Annotated in this window: 18 protein-coding genes and 2 riboswitches; of the genes, 12 read left to right on the top strand and 6 right to left on the bottom strand. The window is 35.3% G+C overall.

Going from position 1 to position 15198, the window contains the following annotated elements:
- Positions 1 to 245: 245 nt before the first annotated feature.
- Complete coding sequence (gene cysK, locus BM121_RS10300) at positions 246 to 1160, top strand: cysteine synthase A (protein ID WP_091483581.1); 915 nt, start codon at positions 246 to 248, stop codon at positions 1158 to 1160.
- A gap of 206 nt (positions 1161 to 1366) precedes the next feature.
- Here the strand turns inward: cysK and BM121_RS10295 are convergent, their stop codons facing one another.
- On the bottom strand, positions 1367 to 1633 hold the full coding sequence (locus BM121_RS10295) for a hypothetical protein (RefSeq protein WP_091483549.1): 267 nt from the start codon (positions 1631 to 1633) through the stop codon (positions 1367 to 1369).
- A 122-nt stretch (positions 1634 to 1755) separates the two neighbouring features.
- Here BM121_RS10295 and BM121_RS10290 point away from each other — a divergent pair, with 122 nt between their 5' ends.
- Both BM121_RS10290 and BM121_RS22055 read left to right on the top strand, forming a co-directional pair.
- Entirely contained in the window at positions 1756 to 2535 is a 780-nt protein-coding gene (locus BM121_RS10290; protein ID WP_091483548.1) for an alpha/beta hydrolase, read from the top strand.
- Positions 2535 to 2684, top strand: a complete 150-nt coding sequence (locus BM121_RS22055; RefSeq protein WP_175495392.1) for a hypothetical protein — start codon at positions 2535 to 2537, stop codon at positions 2682 to 2684. The genes BM121_RS10290 and BM121_RS22055 overlap by 1 nt, the downstream gene beginning before the upstream one ends.
- A 2-nt stretch (positions 2685 to 2686) precedes the next feature.
- Here BM121_RS22055 and BM121_RS10285 read toward each other — a convergent pair whose 3' ends face one another.
- Together BM121_RS10285 and dapA are read right to left on the bottom strand one after the other, a co-directional pair.
- A complete protein-coding gene (locus BM121_RS10285; RefSeq protein WP_091483547.1) occupies positions 2687 to 3124 on the bottom strand; it encodes a YaiI/YqxD family protein in 438 nt (145 codons plus the stop codon).
- Positions 3125 to 3297: 173 nt separating this feature from the next.
- Positions 3298 to 4188 (bottom strand): 4-hydroxy-tetrahydrodipicolinate synthase, encoded by an 891-nt coding sequence (dapA, locus tag BM121_RS10280; RefSeq protein WP_175495391.1) that lies wholly within the window; start codon positions 4186 to 4188, stop codon positions 3298 to 3300.
- A gap of 136 nt (positions 4189 to 4324) precedes the next feature.
- A riboswitch (Lysine riboswitch) is annotated at positions 4325 to 4508 on the bottom strand.
- 150 nt (positions 4509 to 4658) lie between these two features.
- Positions 4659 to 4765: riboswitch (TPP riboswitch) on the top strand.
- A gap of 162 nt (positions 4766 to 4927) precedes the next feature.
- Here dapA and BM121_RS10275 point away from each other — a divergent pair.
- The 4 genes from BM121_RS10275 (at position 4928) to BM121_RS10260 (ending at position 8172) form a co-directional block, all read left to right on the top strand.
- Positions 4928 to 5518: an ECF transporter S component gene (locus BM121_RS10275; RefSeq protein ID WP_175495390.1), complete on the top strand. Its 591-nt coding sequence runs from the start codon at positions 4928 to 4930 to the stop codon at positions 5516 to 5518.
- A 6-nt stretch (positions 5519 to 5524) separates the two neighbouring features.
- Positions 5525 to 6985 carry an ABC transporter ATP-binding protein gene (locus BM121_RS10270; RefSeq protein WP_091483545.1) on the top strand — a complete coding sequence of 487 codons (1461 nt, stop codon included), beginning with the start codon at positions 5525 to 5527 and terminating at the stop codon, positions 6983 to 6985.
- The gene (locus BM121_RS10265; protein WP_091483544.1) at positions 6969 to 7763 is read left to right on the top strand and encodes an energy-coupling factor transporter transmembrane component T family protein; all 795 of its coding nucleotides are present in this window, start codon (positions 6969 to 6971) and stop codon (positions 7761 to 7763) included. Before BM121_RS10270 ends, BM121_RS10265 begins: the two co-directional genes overlap by 17 nt.
- 88 nt (positions 7764 to 7851) lie before the next feature.
- The gene (locus BM121_RS10260; protein WP_091483543.1) at positions 7852 to 8172 is read left to right on the top strand and encodes a YckD family protein; all 321 of its coding nucleotides are present in this window, start codon (positions 7852 to 7854) and stop codon (positions 8170 to 8172) included.
- A 33-nt stretch (positions 8173 to 8205) separates the two neighbouring features.
- Here BM121_RS10260 and BM121_RS10255 read toward each other — a convergent pair whose 3' ends face one another.
- Positions 8206 to 9330 (bottom strand): CAP domain-containing protein, encoded by a 1125-nt coding sequence (locus BM121_RS10255; RefSeq protein WP_091483542.1) that lies wholly within the window; start codon positions 9328 to 9330, stop codon positions 8206 to 8208.
- A gap of 122 nt (positions 9331 to 9452) precedes the next feature.
- Here BM121_RS10255 and BM121_RS10250 point away from each other — a divergent pair, with 122 nt between their 5' ends.
- From BM121_RS10250 to BM121_RS10230, 5 genes are all read left to right on the top strand, one after another.
- Positions 9453 to 10025 carry an RNA polymerase sigma factor gene (locus BM121_RS10250; protein ID WP_091483541.1) on the top strand — a complete coding sequence of 191 codons (573 nt, stop codon included), beginning with the start codon at positions 9453 to 9455 and terminating at the stop codon, positions 10023 to 10025.
- Complete coding sequence (locus tag BM121_RS10245) at positions 10022 to 10435, top strand: hypothetical protein (RefSeq protein WP_091483540.1); 414 nt, start codon at positions 10022 to 10024, stop codon at positions 10433 to 10435. Before BM121_RS10250 ends, BM121_RS10245 begins: the two co-directional genes overlap by 4 nt.
- The gene (locus tag BM121_RS10240; protein ID WP_091483539.1) at positions 10428 to 11504 is read left to right on the top strand and encodes a hypothetical protein; all 1077 of its coding nucleotides are present in this window, start codon (positions 10428 to 10430) and stop codon (positions 11502 to 11504) included. The genes BM121_RS10245 and BM121_RS10240 overlap by 8 nt, the downstream gene beginning before the upstream one ends.
- A 284-nt stretch (positions 11505 to 11788) precedes the next feature.
- Entirely contained in the window at positions 11789 to 12319 is a 531-nt protein-coding gene (locus BM121_RS10235) for a sigma-70 family RNA polymerase sigma factor (protein WP_091483538.1), read from the top strand.
- Positions 12312 to 13259: a DUF4179 domain-containing protein gene (locus tag BM121_RS10230; RefSeq protein ID WP_091483537.1), complete on the top strand. Its 948-nt coding sequence runs from the start codon at positions 12312 to 12314 to the stop codon at positions 13257 to 13259. Before BM121_RS10235 ends, BM121_RS10230 begins: the two co-directional genes overlap by 8 nt.
- Positions 13260 to 13502: 243 nt before the next feature.
- On the opposite strand, the gene BM121_RS10225 is transcribed toward BM121_RS10230, so the two are convergent.
- Entirely contained in the window at positions 13503 to 14135 is a 633-nt protein-coding gene (locus BM121_RS10225; RefSeq protein WP_091483536.1) for a type 1 glutamine amidotransferase family protein, read from the bottom strand.
- 75 nt (positions 14136 to 14210) lie between these two features.
- Positions 14211 to 15173, bottom strand: coding sequence for a helix-turn-helix transcriptional regulator (locus BM121_RS10220; protein WP_091483535.1), 963 nt, complete (start codon positions 15171 to 15173; stop codon positions 14211 to 14213).
- Positions 15174 to 15198: the final 25 nt, after the last annotated feature.

Below are 15198 nucleotides of genomic sequence, written 5' to 3'. Positions count from 1 at the left end.
ACGAATCACCCTACGATAAGTCATCATCGGTTCGTAAACTCACCGTGATTCCTTTATCTCAGTTGATTCGCTCCAGTCACTACGTTTCTAAACGGGCGCTTTGCGCTTTTCTTACGAGTTGCGTTTCTTCGCAAGAGATAACGATATCTTATCCCTTTACCCCCAACTGATTTAGGTTGATAGTTGTGTTTATAGGGGGTTGCTATGATATGATAGAGAGAGATGTTGCAGGAAGGGGTAGGCAGATGAGAGTTTATCAGAATATGACGGAGTTAATTGGAAATACTCCTTTAGTTAAATTAAATCGTATTGTACCTGAGGGTGCTGCAGATATTTATGTGAAGTTAGAAATGTTTAATCCTTCAAAGAGTGTGAAAGACCGTGCCGCATTTAATATGATTGTAGAAGCGGAGAAGGCAGGTTTGTTGAAAGAAGATTCCACTATTATTGAGCCAACAAGTGGAAATACCGGTATCGGACTTGCGCAGATTTGTGCCGCCAAAGGTTATCAAGCAATTTTGGTGATGCCGGATAACATGACACAGGAACGTATTAATATTTTGAAAGCATATGGTGCAAAAGTGGTTCTGACGCCAAGTGCAGAAAAAATGCCTGGAGCAATTAGAAAAGCAGAAGAATTAGTCAAAGAATTACCAAATAGCTTTATGCCGCAACAATTTGAAAATAACGCCAATGCAGATATTCATCGGAAAACAACAGCTCTTGAAATATTAGAGCAAATGAATCATGATTTGGATGGCTTTGTCGCAACTGCCGGAACTGGGGGGACTATTACAGGTACTGGTGAAGTACTAAGACAACAACTTCCGGATCTACATATAGCTGTAGTGGAGCCAAAAGGTTCACCTGTATTATCTGGTGGTAAACCGGGTAAACACAAGCTAGTTGGCACAAGCCCTGGTTTTGTTCCAGATATTTTAAATACTTCTATTTACGATGAAATTATCCAAATCGCTGATGATGACGCGATTAACACATTTAAACGTCTAGCAGTAGAAGAAGGACTTTTTGTTGGTCCATCTGCAGGAGCGGCCGTTTTTGCTACCATCCAAGTAGCAAAAAAATTAGGTGCAGGTAAAAAGATAGTCTGTATTGCTCCTGATACAGGAGAAAGATATTTAAGTATGCACTTATTCTAATGCACGAGGATTTATTTAATTCTCCAAAGTATGAAGGGTGTTCAATTCATTCAAAAAGCTTAAAAAACGTTTAATCACTAAATACTAAAAGAGATCAGTAGAAACTGATCTCTTTGTTATAAGCTGGCATTTTATACTATTGCCAAGTTTTAAGCATAAACCATATCAATGAAAAGTACCTAGCTGGTCTAGTTTACTGTAAACACTTAGAATGGTCCATAATACGGCCCTGGTCCATATGGTCCTGGTGGAAACGGTGGACCGTACGGTGGATGATCGTAATATGGTGGGTAGGGTGGATATGGGTATGGCCCTGGAGGACCACCTGCGATTTCGCTTCCTAAATAACCAAGCCCAAAACCTAATAAACCTGCCCCTAATGGCCCTATAGGTCCGAAAAACCTTTCTTGTGGATGTGGTAGTTGTGTATGGCGCAACTGTTGAGGTGCCATCTGATAGCGGTGATGATGCATAAAGCATTCCCCTTCCTTCTGTAAACTTTCATCACTTGATAGTAGCCTATGCACCAATTACAAATGGGGATAGGATATTCACCTATTTTTGGTAAAATAATTTATAAAAGGTGGTTAGTTCATTGAAAATAATCGAAGAAAATTACGTGAATTGGGAAGATCAGTCTTTACATCAAGACGTGCCAAGTATTACACCGTATTTAATACCAGATAAGCAGGTAGCACCAATCATATTAGTTATACCAGGAGGTGGGTATGGTCACCGTGCTTATCATGAGGGGGAACCTGTAGCAAAATGGCTCAATCAGAATGGCATTCATGCCTGTGTTTTAAGGTACCAGGTTGCACCGATATCAAAACAAGAAACCATTGCACAAGCACAACAGGCAATCCAATTAATTAAAAAGAAGAAAAAGGATTGGAGTATGAACGATCAAAATAAAGTAGGCGTGTTAGGATTTTCGGCAGGTGGGCACCTTGCTGCTGTGGTGAGTAATCATTACACCGAATCAGGTGGTTACTCCTCAAGACCAGATTTTCAAATTCTTTGTTATCCAGTGATTACAATGGGAGAATTTACACATGAAGGAAGCAAAGCAAATTTACTTGGTAAAAATCCAAACCAGCAATTGATTGACCAATATTCATGTGAGAAAATTGTACATGAAGATACACCACCAACGTTTATCTGGTCTACCGCAAATGATCAATCAGTATTATCGCTTAATAGTTTAAAATATACAGAAGCATTGCAAAGGTGTCATATTCCTTATGAATTACATATTTATCAAGATGGCAGACATGGTCTAGGTCTAGCTGAGGAGCATCCTAATACAATGGATTGGAAAAATGCTTGCATACGCTGGTTAACGGCATTTATAACAGAAAGTGAGGAAGACTAATGGCAAAAATAAAAATGCTCGTACAATCCACCTATAACAAAGAATTATTGCGAGCTGGTAAAATTTATGAAATCAATGATGAAACAGCAAAACGCTGGCAAATTAGCAAAATTGCTGAAATCATTGAAGATGAGGAAAAAGCAAATTAATATTATTCCAATAGCTTTCGTAGTTTCAAACGGAAGCTATTTTTTTGGTCTTCTGTAAATTTTTTCGGTCCTTTTGTTCGTACGCCTGCTTTTCTGGCCTTAGCATTCACATGCCGTTCCTGTAACATTTGGTTAATTTTTTCTTTTGAATAAATAAAACCAACATGATGCATAACATGGCAATCTTTCTCTAAACAAATTGCTGCAAGCCCGTAATCCTGGGTGATCACGAGATCATTAGGCATTACCATTTCCACGATCCGATAGTCAACTGCATCAGCACCGTCATCTACATATTTTACTGTTACATGTTCAGGTGTTTCTTTTATCGAAAAATGACTGTAGCTTTTTACTACTATCACATCGATTTGATAGGTTTTGGCTTCTTCGATAATAATATCTGTTACAGGACAAGCATCAGCATCTACATATATTTTCATGATATACGCTCCATTCTCAAATAATAGTAGGTAGGAATAGTATAGCAAAATCGATAAAGTTATAGTATGACTTTCTTATAGAAATATTACTCATGAGTGATGATGAATCATTCACTGAATTTGTACAGAAACAAAAACCGCAGCTCGCTTTAGCAGTGAACTGCGGTTTTATATTATCCAGCATAATAATTTTCTTGTAGGAAATATAACTGGTGTCTTAACCATTGCATTTCTTCATCATTTAATGGTATTAACGGTAAACGAACTCCTCCGACATCAATACCGTTTATGCCTAAAGCAGTTTTCACTGGAGTTGGACTTGGTGCCATAAACATAGCATGCATAATGGGTAGCAAGAAATGATGTAATTCTTGTGCTCGCAACATATCACCGTGTTGACAAGCAGCAATCATTTCGTTCATTTCGTTTCCGATAATATGAGAAGAAACAGAGACAATTCCATTTGCTCCAATCGCAACAGCCGGCAGTGTTAAATTATCATCGCCGCTATATAAAGAAAAGTCCTGATCAGTTTCTCGGATAATTTTAGTCATCGCATCGAGATTACCACTAGCTTCTTTCACAGACACAATATTATCAATTTTAGAAAGTTGAATAATCGTGTCAGGATTAACATTAATACTCGTTCTTCCTGGAATATTATATAACATCACAGGTAGAGTAGTAGAAGCCGCAATGACTTCAAAGTGTTGATATAAGCCTTCCTGTGAAGGTTTGTTATAATAAGGCGCCACAAGCATAATGGCATCTACACCAATTGTTTCCGCTTTTTTCGTCAACTCGATAGATTCACGAGTGTTGTTTGACCCGGTTCCAGCAATAACTGGTACTCGACCATTAACTACTTTAACGGTGAATTTTATCAGGGATATTTTTTCTTCTTTTGATAATGTCGGAGATTCACCAGTTGTCCCTGTTATAACTAATGCATCTGTTCCATTTTGCAGTAAGTAGCTTATTAATCGTTCTGTTTTTCCATAATCAATATCTCCATTTTGATTGAAAGGAGTTACCATTGCTGTTAATACACGTCCAAAGTTCATGATACATCCACCTCTATTCAAAGATTTAAAACAATTTAGCTATTTTCCATTGAATAGAGGGTATCTCCATCACCAATAAAAAAAGATGCAACAATGAGGGTTCACTGTTGCATCTTGGATTTACATTGGATTCGATGCGTGAGATAGCCCTCCATATAGTTCGTCACTATATGACAGCCCTGCATTTATTCAATGAAGGACCAGTAATATAAGTTGATGTTATCCTTAGATTACTTCGGCAAATTCCCCTTTCCATTGTCTTCACTGGCTACATCAGCCTTCGACTATGTACTAATGGTCTTTGCACCTCTATTCTCACTTCAATAAAAATTGAAGTAAAATATTTAATTGTTTTTCATTGTAATTAACTATAACAAAAAATATCAATTAGCGCAATCAGATTTGTTAAAATAATTTCTTGACAATATCGATAACTTTGATATGATGAAGTCAAATTAAATATTATAAACACATTCCACTAGGGGTGTCTTTTAAAGACTGAGATTAAAGTAAGACTTTAAGACCCTTAGAACCTGATCTGGATAATACCAGCGTAGGGAAGTGGCTAGTATCTAATATAGCAATACTTTTATATGGATAAGTATAGCCACTATCTCTACGTATGTATGGATAGTGGCTTTTTGTGTTCAAAGGGAGGTTCGTCATAACGCAGATGGCTGCGTAGAATATGTAATCCTAGATCAGTACTTATTCATAATTTAAAAGGAGATGTATGTACATGAAGAAATCATTAACATTAACTGATATTTTAATTACTATTGTTATTGCCTTTATTTTTAGTGTGATTTATAAACTTTGGGGTCCATTATCCAGCATTGTAGGAGTGTTTGGCTTACATGTGGATCAATTAATTTATGGAATGTGGTTCATGGCTGCGACGGTTGCTTTTCTTATTATTCGAAAGCCAGGTGTAGCTATATTGGCAGAACTTGCCGCTGCTCAGGGGGAATTTTTATTTGGTGGTCAATGGGGCATATCTCTACTGTTATATGGCCTTGTACAAGGGTTAGGTTGTGAACTGATTTTTGCCATGTATCGGTACAAAAGTTATCGTCTGTATGTTACCTGTTTGGCAGCAGTAGGAGCAGCAGTAGGATCTCTTATATTAGATGTTTTTTATGGATATATCGATTCATTAGCCGTTTGGAATCTCACATTATTGATAACTGCCAGATTAATAGGATCGATATTGATTACAGGTGTGTTTGCTTATTATTTAGTAGAAGCATTGGACAAAACAGGGGTAACGAAGGCAATTCGGCCAATTACTGAAGATGATTATAAAATGTTGGACGATGAGATGGGGTAAAATGATATGTTAGAAATTAAAAATCTGCGAGCGAAATATCCAAGTGCAACATCATTATTATTTAAAGATTTTTCATTATCCATTAATAAAGGTGAGAAAGTATTACTTGTCGGTCCATCAGGTTCGGGGAAGTCTACGTTACTCCAAATAATGGCCGGCTTAATACCAGACGTAATAGAAATGCCTATAAAAGTAGATAAACAACAAATATCAGAATCGTACGGGATGGTTTTTCAAGACCCAGATGCTCAATTTTGTATGTCTTATGTTGATGAAGAGATTGCTTTTGTATTAGAAAATCGAAAAACTCCTCAGCAAGACATGGATGATTTTATTGACCAATACCTAGATCAGGTCGGATTACAATTGGATGATAATCACGTTTCGATCCAACAATTATCAGGTGGAATGAAACAACGTCTAGCAATAGCATCTGTCTTAGCTTTAGAACCTGAAGTGCTTTTCTTAGATGAACCGACCGCTATGCTAGATCAGGTTGGCACCAAACAAGTTTGGGACACTTTGAAGGAAGTTTCAGAGGATAAGACAGTGGTGATTGTAGAACACAAAATTGATCACGTATTACCATTAGTTGATCGAGTTATTATTCTGAATGAAACTGGTTCTATAGTTGCCAACGGGGAGCCCAACCATATCTTCAGCCAATTCCGTAGCAAACTTTATCAATACGGCATATGGTATCCGAATATTTGGGATGACTATGCAAGTCAATTACCAAATCATTCACATGGTGATAAAAGTCACCAACCGATTATAACCATGCATTCTTTTTACGGTTATTATCTGAAACAAATAAAAATGCACGTTGAGGATGCGGAGATAAATCGAGGAGACTGGATTGCGATAACTGGTGAAAATGGTTCTGGTAAAAGCACGCTTATGCTTGCAATGATGCAGTTAATTAAAACATCAGGAGAGATTAGCTATTTTTTATCGGAGAGTAGTAGAAGATGTGATTACCGAAAGATGGGTTATGTATTTCAAAACCCAGAACTGCAATTTGTAACAAATAGTGTCTATGTAGAACTTGAGCATTCTTTAAAGCATAGCAATGTTCCGCAATACCAGTTTGTGAACAGAATAGAAGAACATCTGACAAAATATAATTTGTATCATGTAAAAGCTCATCATCCCTATCAATTATCTGTTGGTCAGAAGAAACGTCTAAGTGTAGCAACTGCAACTATTGCAGATGTTGATATTCTGTTATTAGATGAACCGACTTTTGGCCAGGATGCCAAAAACACCTTTCAAATGCTCGAACTTTTTGAAGAATGCAGAAAAAACGGTGTCACCATTGTTATGGTCACTCATCAGCCTGAAATAGTAGAACTATACGCTACCAAGGAATGGAAAATAAAAGGTGGAGAAATCACAGATATCTTTGATCTTTCCAAACAGACAGAAAATATGTTGAAGGATGATATCTATGTCTATCAGTATTAATTACCAACCTACATGGTTGCATCGAATAAATCCCAGTTTTAAATTATTGGTATTAACTGCTTTGTTTATTGGAATGCTGTTTGTGCACAATCCCAACTTTTTGTTATACATGATTATTGGTGCTCTTCTACTATATCTTTTTTGTACCGGTCATTCATGGAAAGTAGTCGGATTGTTAGCTGTTCCATTATTGATCATTTTTCTCTCCTCTTCGACAACTATGATTTTTTTTGGTGAAGGTGAAACTACCTGGTTTAAATTTGGTTTAATACATATAACAGAGGAGAGCTTTTATCGTGGCATTCACTTAGGGCTCAGGAGTTCTGTCTTTGGTATATTGAGTTTAATATTTGCTTTAACGACTAGACCTGTTTATTTATTTTACTCAACAATGCAACAATTAAAATTGAAACCTAAGTATGCATACAGCTTTATGGCAGCAATAAGGATGCTTCCGATCATTGTAGAAGAATTTCAAACACTGCGACAAGCATTAAAAGTGAGAGGTGTCCAATATTCCAAAGGGGTAAAAGGGATGTACGAAAAAATAAAGTTATATGCCATTCCATTATTAGCTCAAAGTATTCGACGAGCACACCGGATCGCTGTAGCTATGGAAGCGAAAAAATTTTCAAAGGATAGTCAAAGAACCTATTATTATCATTTAAGATACACGAATAAAGATGTCCTATTTTCTATCTTCTTAGTAGTTTGGTTATTTCTTGCATTTATTTGTAGCGAACACTTTATAGTATTTCCGGTTGAATATGTACGGTAACATTATTTAAGTAGTGTTATCCACTCTGATTTTTCGTATAAGTGAGGGAAAGTCTGCCATACTAAGGGAAAAAGGAGTGGGATAACATATGAGCTTACGAAAACTATTTATGTCCTGTTTATTAACAATCTCAATAGGAGGACTGTTCCTGTCATCTGTGCATGCAGAAACAGAGGAAGTGGAACTATCTGACGAGCAAATAGATGAAATCAGAACTTTGAAACAGGAAGTAATGGAAAAAGAAAAGCAAATTATCGAGAAGTATATAGAATACGGTGTGTTTACGGAAGAAAAAGGTCAGAAAATACTCGAACACATGGAGAAAAAATATGAAAAGCTAGAAGAAAATAATTTTATTCCAAAATGGGATCATAAACATCATAGGAAACGGGATAAAGAAGCAGAATAATTAAAGATAATGCTTACCTCATAAAGGTAAGCATTATTTCGTTAAATAGGCTTCCGTATAGAATGGTTGCCCGTCCTCTTGGAAAGCAACGCCTACAGACATTAACCTGAAATCAGATTTTAAAATATTATCCCGATGACCTTTTGAATTCATAAGTCCTTGGTGAGCATAAATACTGTTAGGTTGTCCTGCTGCTAGATTTTCTCCTGCCATACGGAACGTGATATCATCATCTTCTAATCGATCAAAAGGAGATTGGCCATCTAAATTAGTATGCCCAAAATAGTTATTTTCTGCCATATCTTCACTATGATTTTGTGCGGTAGCCTTGGAGGGCTCATGCCATTCCAAGATCGGTTCATTGAATTTAACTCTAGCTGCATTAGTAAGGTCAAAGAGTTGATATTCTAAACCTTCAGCTAATGCATTATCAGGAGAAGCAAAATAGTCATCTTTCTCATTTTCAAGACTTTCTGTAATGATTTGTATAGCGGCTATCGTATCCTCTTGATGAATATCATAAAAAAAGGTGACATAGTTATCATCGATTAAGTAGGTATCCTGGTCATCATTATCATCAATACGATATTTAACATATCCTTTCGTGATCGAATCAAGCGGTTCTCCCAATGCATCTCTAACATCATTCTTATCATTTTCTAGAGCTAAATCGACACTAGAACTAATAAGGTCTTGATTGGTGTATAATGCAGTTACCTCATTATCTTCGTTATAAGCAACCATTACGAAATTCTGATAATGATCATGGTACGTGTGCCAATTAACTCCATATTCATTTAATGAGCTTCGTTTCGAGTCATTAAGGATATTTTCAACCTCTGACTTCGAATCGTTAATTTCAATATTATGAATCGAAAAAGTTTGCTCAGAAGGTTTTGTTAGATCTGGTGATTCTATATTAGGAGAAGGGGAAACTTCAGATTCTTTGTCTGTTACGGAGTCAAATAAATTTTCTAACCCCAAACGAAGATTAGTGATCGTGTTGCGTATCTGGCTATTGTTTTTCAAATTATTAAAATCATCTTTCATCTCGTACCAGACATCAGACAATCCACCTTCTTTATAATCATCTTCATAAAAAAACCATATTAATACTCCTATTAATAAGAAAAAAACAATCGTTCTTATCTTGGGCAAATCCTCACTCCTGACTTCTTCGGTATTCTACTCTTTCATTATATCATGATTGCTGGTATTTATAAGTAATAAAAAAATTTGATGTTTTTGTAGTCATTTACTTTTTTTATGCGTCAATTAGAATGGGGTATAAAAAGGGAGGGGGGAGCATCATTCAAGACGAACAACTGATCAGAAAAATAAAAGTCGGTAATCAACATGCGATCCGCTTATTGATAGAACGATACAAACATCATGTATTTAAAGTAATATATAGCGTCGTCCATGATGAAAAAATCGCAGAAGATTTAGCACAAGAAACATTTATTAAAATGATTGATGCTCTTACTTCTTATCAGTATAAAGGCTTCAAAACATGGATTAGTCGTATTGCCCTTCATAAAGCGATCGATTATAAACGAAAAATAACAAGACATAAAGAAGACTTAGAAACATTTGAAGAATTTGAGCCAGCGAGTACGGAAATACATCCGGACGAACAAATTATTAGTAAAGATAAATCAAATAAGATTCAACAACAAATTAATTTGATGCCAGAGAAGTTTCGAATAGTAGTGAAAGCTTATTATTTTCAGGAATTATCGTATAAGCAGATTGCACAAGAGTTGAATATCGAAGAAACCACGGTCAAAATGAGGTTATATCGAGCAAGAAAATGGATGAAAGAAAATTGGAAGGAGGAGGATTTTAATTGACTCACATTGGTAAAGACGCTCTGCTCTCCTATATGAATTCTGACTCTGATCAAGAGAACATGATTGAGGATCATTTATTGGAATGTGAAACATGTACAAATATGTATGTCACTCTAATAGAGGATATCGAGGTTAATGGTGAACTTTCAGATGATTTCACAGACATTACACTTCAACAAATGGAGAAGATCTTACCTTCTCCTCCAAAAGCAAATCAAAATAAAGTAGTCACCCATTATCTAGTTGCAGCTGGATTAACGATTTTTTTGACTTTAACAGGTGTGTTTCAAGGTGCATTAAATGTGACAGAAATCCAGCAAAAGCAAAACACAGGATTGATAACCGAGCATTTAATGACTAAAACGAATGATGTATTAGAAGGAATGAAGGGGGTTCATCATAATGAATAAATCAGCATTAGCAGCATTTTTTCTGGGACTAATTCCTGGAATTGGTCATATTTATTGGGGGCATAAAGTTCGTGGAGTTCTTTATACACTAGCCTTTATAGGAGCTCTTGCACTAGGTTTTTTTACAGTGATTGTTGGTTTCAATCACTCTATTTTGTTAGTAGCATTTGCAGCACTTATCTGGGGCATTAATATGCTGGATATTACGATAACTTTACTACTATCAAAAACTGATCCAAATACGAAAAAAGTAAGCAAGGATGAAGATGCATCTATGGAAGTATCTAACGAGCGAGTAACCACAATGCTGTTGTCCATTATACCTGGTATGGGACATTTTTATTTAGGACTATCCTATCGTGGCCTAACGTTGCTTGCTGCCTTTTTTGGGATTATTATTATGGTATTCTTTGTTAGTTTTTTGACAAGTGCTGTGTTTTTAATATTCTTATTAGCACTTCCGATCATTTGGATATATTGCATGTTTGATATTATCCAGCTATTAAATCAAAAGCAATCAGGAAAAGAGTTAGAGGATAAAACGATAATGGACGATTTCAACCGGGCACGCGATAATGAAAGAAAAAGTAAGATGACCGCTACTATATTATCCATTTTTCCTGGAGCAGGCCATTTATATTTAGGCTTGCAAAAAAGAGGTATTCAGTTAATGGCATCCTTTCTATTTTCGATCTATATTTTAGATGTTTTAAACTTATCTCTTTTCTTATTTTTAATTCCATTGATTTGGTTCTTTAGTTTCTTTGATGCACTTCAGTTAGCAAATCGCTTTGAATATGAGGTGCTGGAAGATGTTCCAATTATAAAGTATCTGGCCAATTATCAAAAATGGATAGGCTTCGGATTAATTTTACTCGGTTTATTCTATTTATTCGATTCGGTCTTAATGCCAGTCTTTGCAGGCCAATTTGAAACCTATTTTAATATCAACATTTGGCAGTTCTATCACCAATATTTCCAAGTATCAATTATCTGCTTGTTACTGATTGGCGGTGGCATCGGACTGGCAGTTAATCATAAAAAAACAAAGAATGCTACTGAAGATTAAAATTTTAATATCTGAACTGATCATCAGTAAATTGAAGATAAAACTTATTCTTAAATCGGAATAAGTTTTATCTTTTTTTATGAGATAGGAAAGTATAAAATTAGGTGTATTGTCTAATCCCAAGCGGCTACATCCGAATCGCCTTAAGGATAACCAGGGGCACAATCGCTACGTTTTTAAGCAGTCCCTCTGCAATTATCTTATTTTATTTAATTTTTTTTATTTATTAATGAACTTATTGTATTCGTAATTACTCTTATATGTAGGGGAGGGGGAAAGCAGTAATGAATGTAAGACTAGTAAAGAAAGCAAAAAAGGGTGACAAAGAAGCACTACTAAGTCTAATATTGCGTAGGAAAGATGATTATTATAGATTAGCATTTTCCTATATGAAAAAGGAAGAGGATGCTTTAGATGTCATGGAAGATATGATTGTAAAACTTTATGAGAATATTCATTTATTACAAAACAATACATCCTTTTACAGTTGGAGTAATAAAATTTTGGTTAACTGTTGCCATACAGCTTATCGTAATAAAAATAGAACTGTTTTATTAGATCAACAGGTTATAGAAGACAAGTTGAAAGGTGAGCATAATGTATTTGACCAAATAGAAAGTGAGATAGATATTAATATTTTGCTTTCACATCTTAATGAAAAGCAAGCTGAAGCGATTAGACTGAGGTATTTTAACGATCTTGAATTTCAGACCATTGCTAAGATTACTGATACTTCTGTAGGAACGATCAAATCACGAGTATTTTATGGTCTGAAAAGGTTACATACTTTGTATCGAGGTGATCGAAATGAGTAACTTAAAGAAACAGATGCTAAAGGAAAAGCAGCAGTTGGAATCTCTCCAAGCCCCAGATCAACTAGAATATCGTTTGCATAATGCTTTAAAAAGTCAACAAACAAGAAATTCTTCCAGAAAATACTTTGTATGGAAATTAGTTGCAGCTTTTTTATTGTGCTCGATATTAATTGGTTATAACTATCAAGGATTAGCTTATTATGGTAAAAAGATCATTGGATTTGAAGACGTGGATGTTATTTCAGATACATTACAAAACTTAAATGAAATGGGAAATGGTCAAAGCCTTAACGAAAGTATAACATTTGAAAATGGCGTAACGTTTACTGTTAATGGAGTGATGGTTGACGATAATCAGTTGATTATTTACTATACCGCAACTAGTGAAACGAATAACATAGATAACCCTGAGTTAGATTTCACGCCGATGAGAATTACCGGTTTTCTTACCAAATCACATATGAACAGTGGGGCAGGGAATGTAAGTGAAGATGAAAGCACAATAAAGGGTACGTATTCTTTTGAACCACCAAATGGATTTGCTAAGGAATTAACATTACATTTTCAACAATCAGTCAAGACACTTACATTCGAATATGATCCAAACAAAGCCATGGGATCTAGTTTAAGACAAAAAGTCGATAAAAGGATGCCAATGGATACTGGATATCTGCATTTTAAGACGATTACAGCGTCACCAACCGCAACAGTAATAAAGGGTACATCAAATAAAGAAACGGTGGACCAACTTTCGTTCAATCAGATTGTACTTGTAGCAGATGGAAAAAAGATTCAACAACTTGGTAGTAGCTATAGCAGTAAGTGGAGAGGTGACTATGAATTTGAAATTCGATTTGATGCATTACCAACAGACGTAACAAATCTACAAATTCGATCGGATTTAGCAGAAGGGGAAGAGATAGAAATCATCAACGACTAGTATAATCAGGAGCTTTAGATTAATATTTATTCAAATAGGGGTACCGTCAGGAAAATGTGGATTTACAACGTTAAGGAATTTTCAATACTAAAAAGCCCAACTTCACCGTTAATTAATAGAGAAATCGGGCTTTTTCATTACTCCATAAGCATTTTTAAGTTATATTCAAAAACCATGCTTTGACATTCTCTAAAGCATGGTAATTATTTAATAATATGAATCTGCTAAATTGCTTTTTTTAGCTCATCTATTTATTGAATCCATTAGATGGAAGAAGTATTCAGGTTTATGAGTCTTATTTAGGTTATACCATGAATGTAATGCATCTGGTGTAAATACATCTATTTTTTTCAGTACCTCCATTGCAAATTCCAGAGGAGCTATTCCTGATGCAGTAACTAAATTCGCATCAGATACGGCAGATCCCAACTCATAGAACTTTTCTCCTTTATAGTTAGGACATACCATTTTAGTATATTCTAAGTTATTACTTGTATGCTTTCTAGTATCTAAGTATCCCATATTCGCGAGGCCCTCAGTTGCACCACAAATTGCAGCAACAATAGTGCCAAGCTTTAAAGCTTGGCCAATTCTTTCCAAGATAGGTTGATGAATTTCTTCACTCCAAGTAGTCCCTCCTGGTAAAATTAAAAGATCTTTACTTTCAAGAGTACATTCATCAAGGGAAATATCTGGTTTTATGCTCAGTCCTCCCATAGTAGTAATAATTTCTTTATTAGCTCCTACTGTAATTACTTTTAAAGGTGCTAAATCTTTTTTGAAATATCTTCCTGAGTTTAGTTCAGCAATTAAATATCCATATTCCCAGTCCGACATTGTATTAAATACATATAGAAGAACTTTTTTTGTTTGCATCCAATAACACTCCAATCACAATTGATATATCCAACTATAACATTAATTCCCTGACACCTAGCGTCAGGGAATTAATCAAATTTGATGAAATTTTATTAATTCCGACAAAACTTCAATCATTCTTTTCTTAAGGCTGATTGGCTCAATAACTCGAATAGATTTACCGTACATTAAAAGTAAATAAGGTACATATGTATGTATCATATCTTTCTCAAGAAGAAATACTGCTTGATTTGAAGTCCGCTCTTGTAAATAATGTCCTAAAAACCAATGTTGGCAAATATCAGCCAATACACTTTTATCCCCATTAATAACCAAAGAAATAATCCCTTCCTTATCTTCTATAGTTGGAAGGAGGTTTTTCATAAAAAAGTCACGTGCTGAAAAATTTTCTGGTCGGTTAAACTTATTTTCGGTTAGCGTTAGACTTTCCATTCGATCTACTCTAAAACTACGGATATCATTCCTAAGATGACAAAATCCAATCACATACCACTTATTATTCCAATAAATAATTCTGTACGGATCCACCACTCTATACTTTGATTGCTCTTCGCCACTTTTATGGTATAGAATTTTTACAGAGTATCCGTCAGCTACGCCCTGCTCCAACTCCTTCAAAAAAGGTTCCATAGCGAGGGAACTTAATCGACTTATTACTTCAAGACTGGTTAAATGTTGATCTATCTTTGTTTCCTGCTCTTGATTCGAATATTTTCTTAGCTTTGAAATAGCCCTATTTAGTGCTTCACCTCCATAATACCCGGCTTCTTCTGCAAAAACAGCAGCGTGAAATAGCGAGGTTTGCTCCTCAAAATCAAAAAAAAGAGGAGCTTCAATAAAATTGTTCAATAAAGTGTATCCACCGTTATGTCCTGCGTCTGAAATTATTGGTACACCACTTATTGAAAGTGTATCAATATAACGATACACAGTCCTTATATTCATCTCTAGCTTTTCTGAAATTTGTTTTGCAGTAATTTTTTCTCCTGAACGAAGCATCCATAGAATTGCTAACATATTGTCAATTTTAGGCATACACTTCCACCTCTATATGAAATTT

This window comes from Gracilibacillus orientalis (assembly GCF_900114645.1).
GTDB lineage: Bacteria > Bacillota > Bacilli > Bacillales > Amphibacillaceae > Gracilibacillus > Gracilibacillus orientalis.
This window is presented reverse-complemented; position numbering and strand designations above follow the sequence as displayed.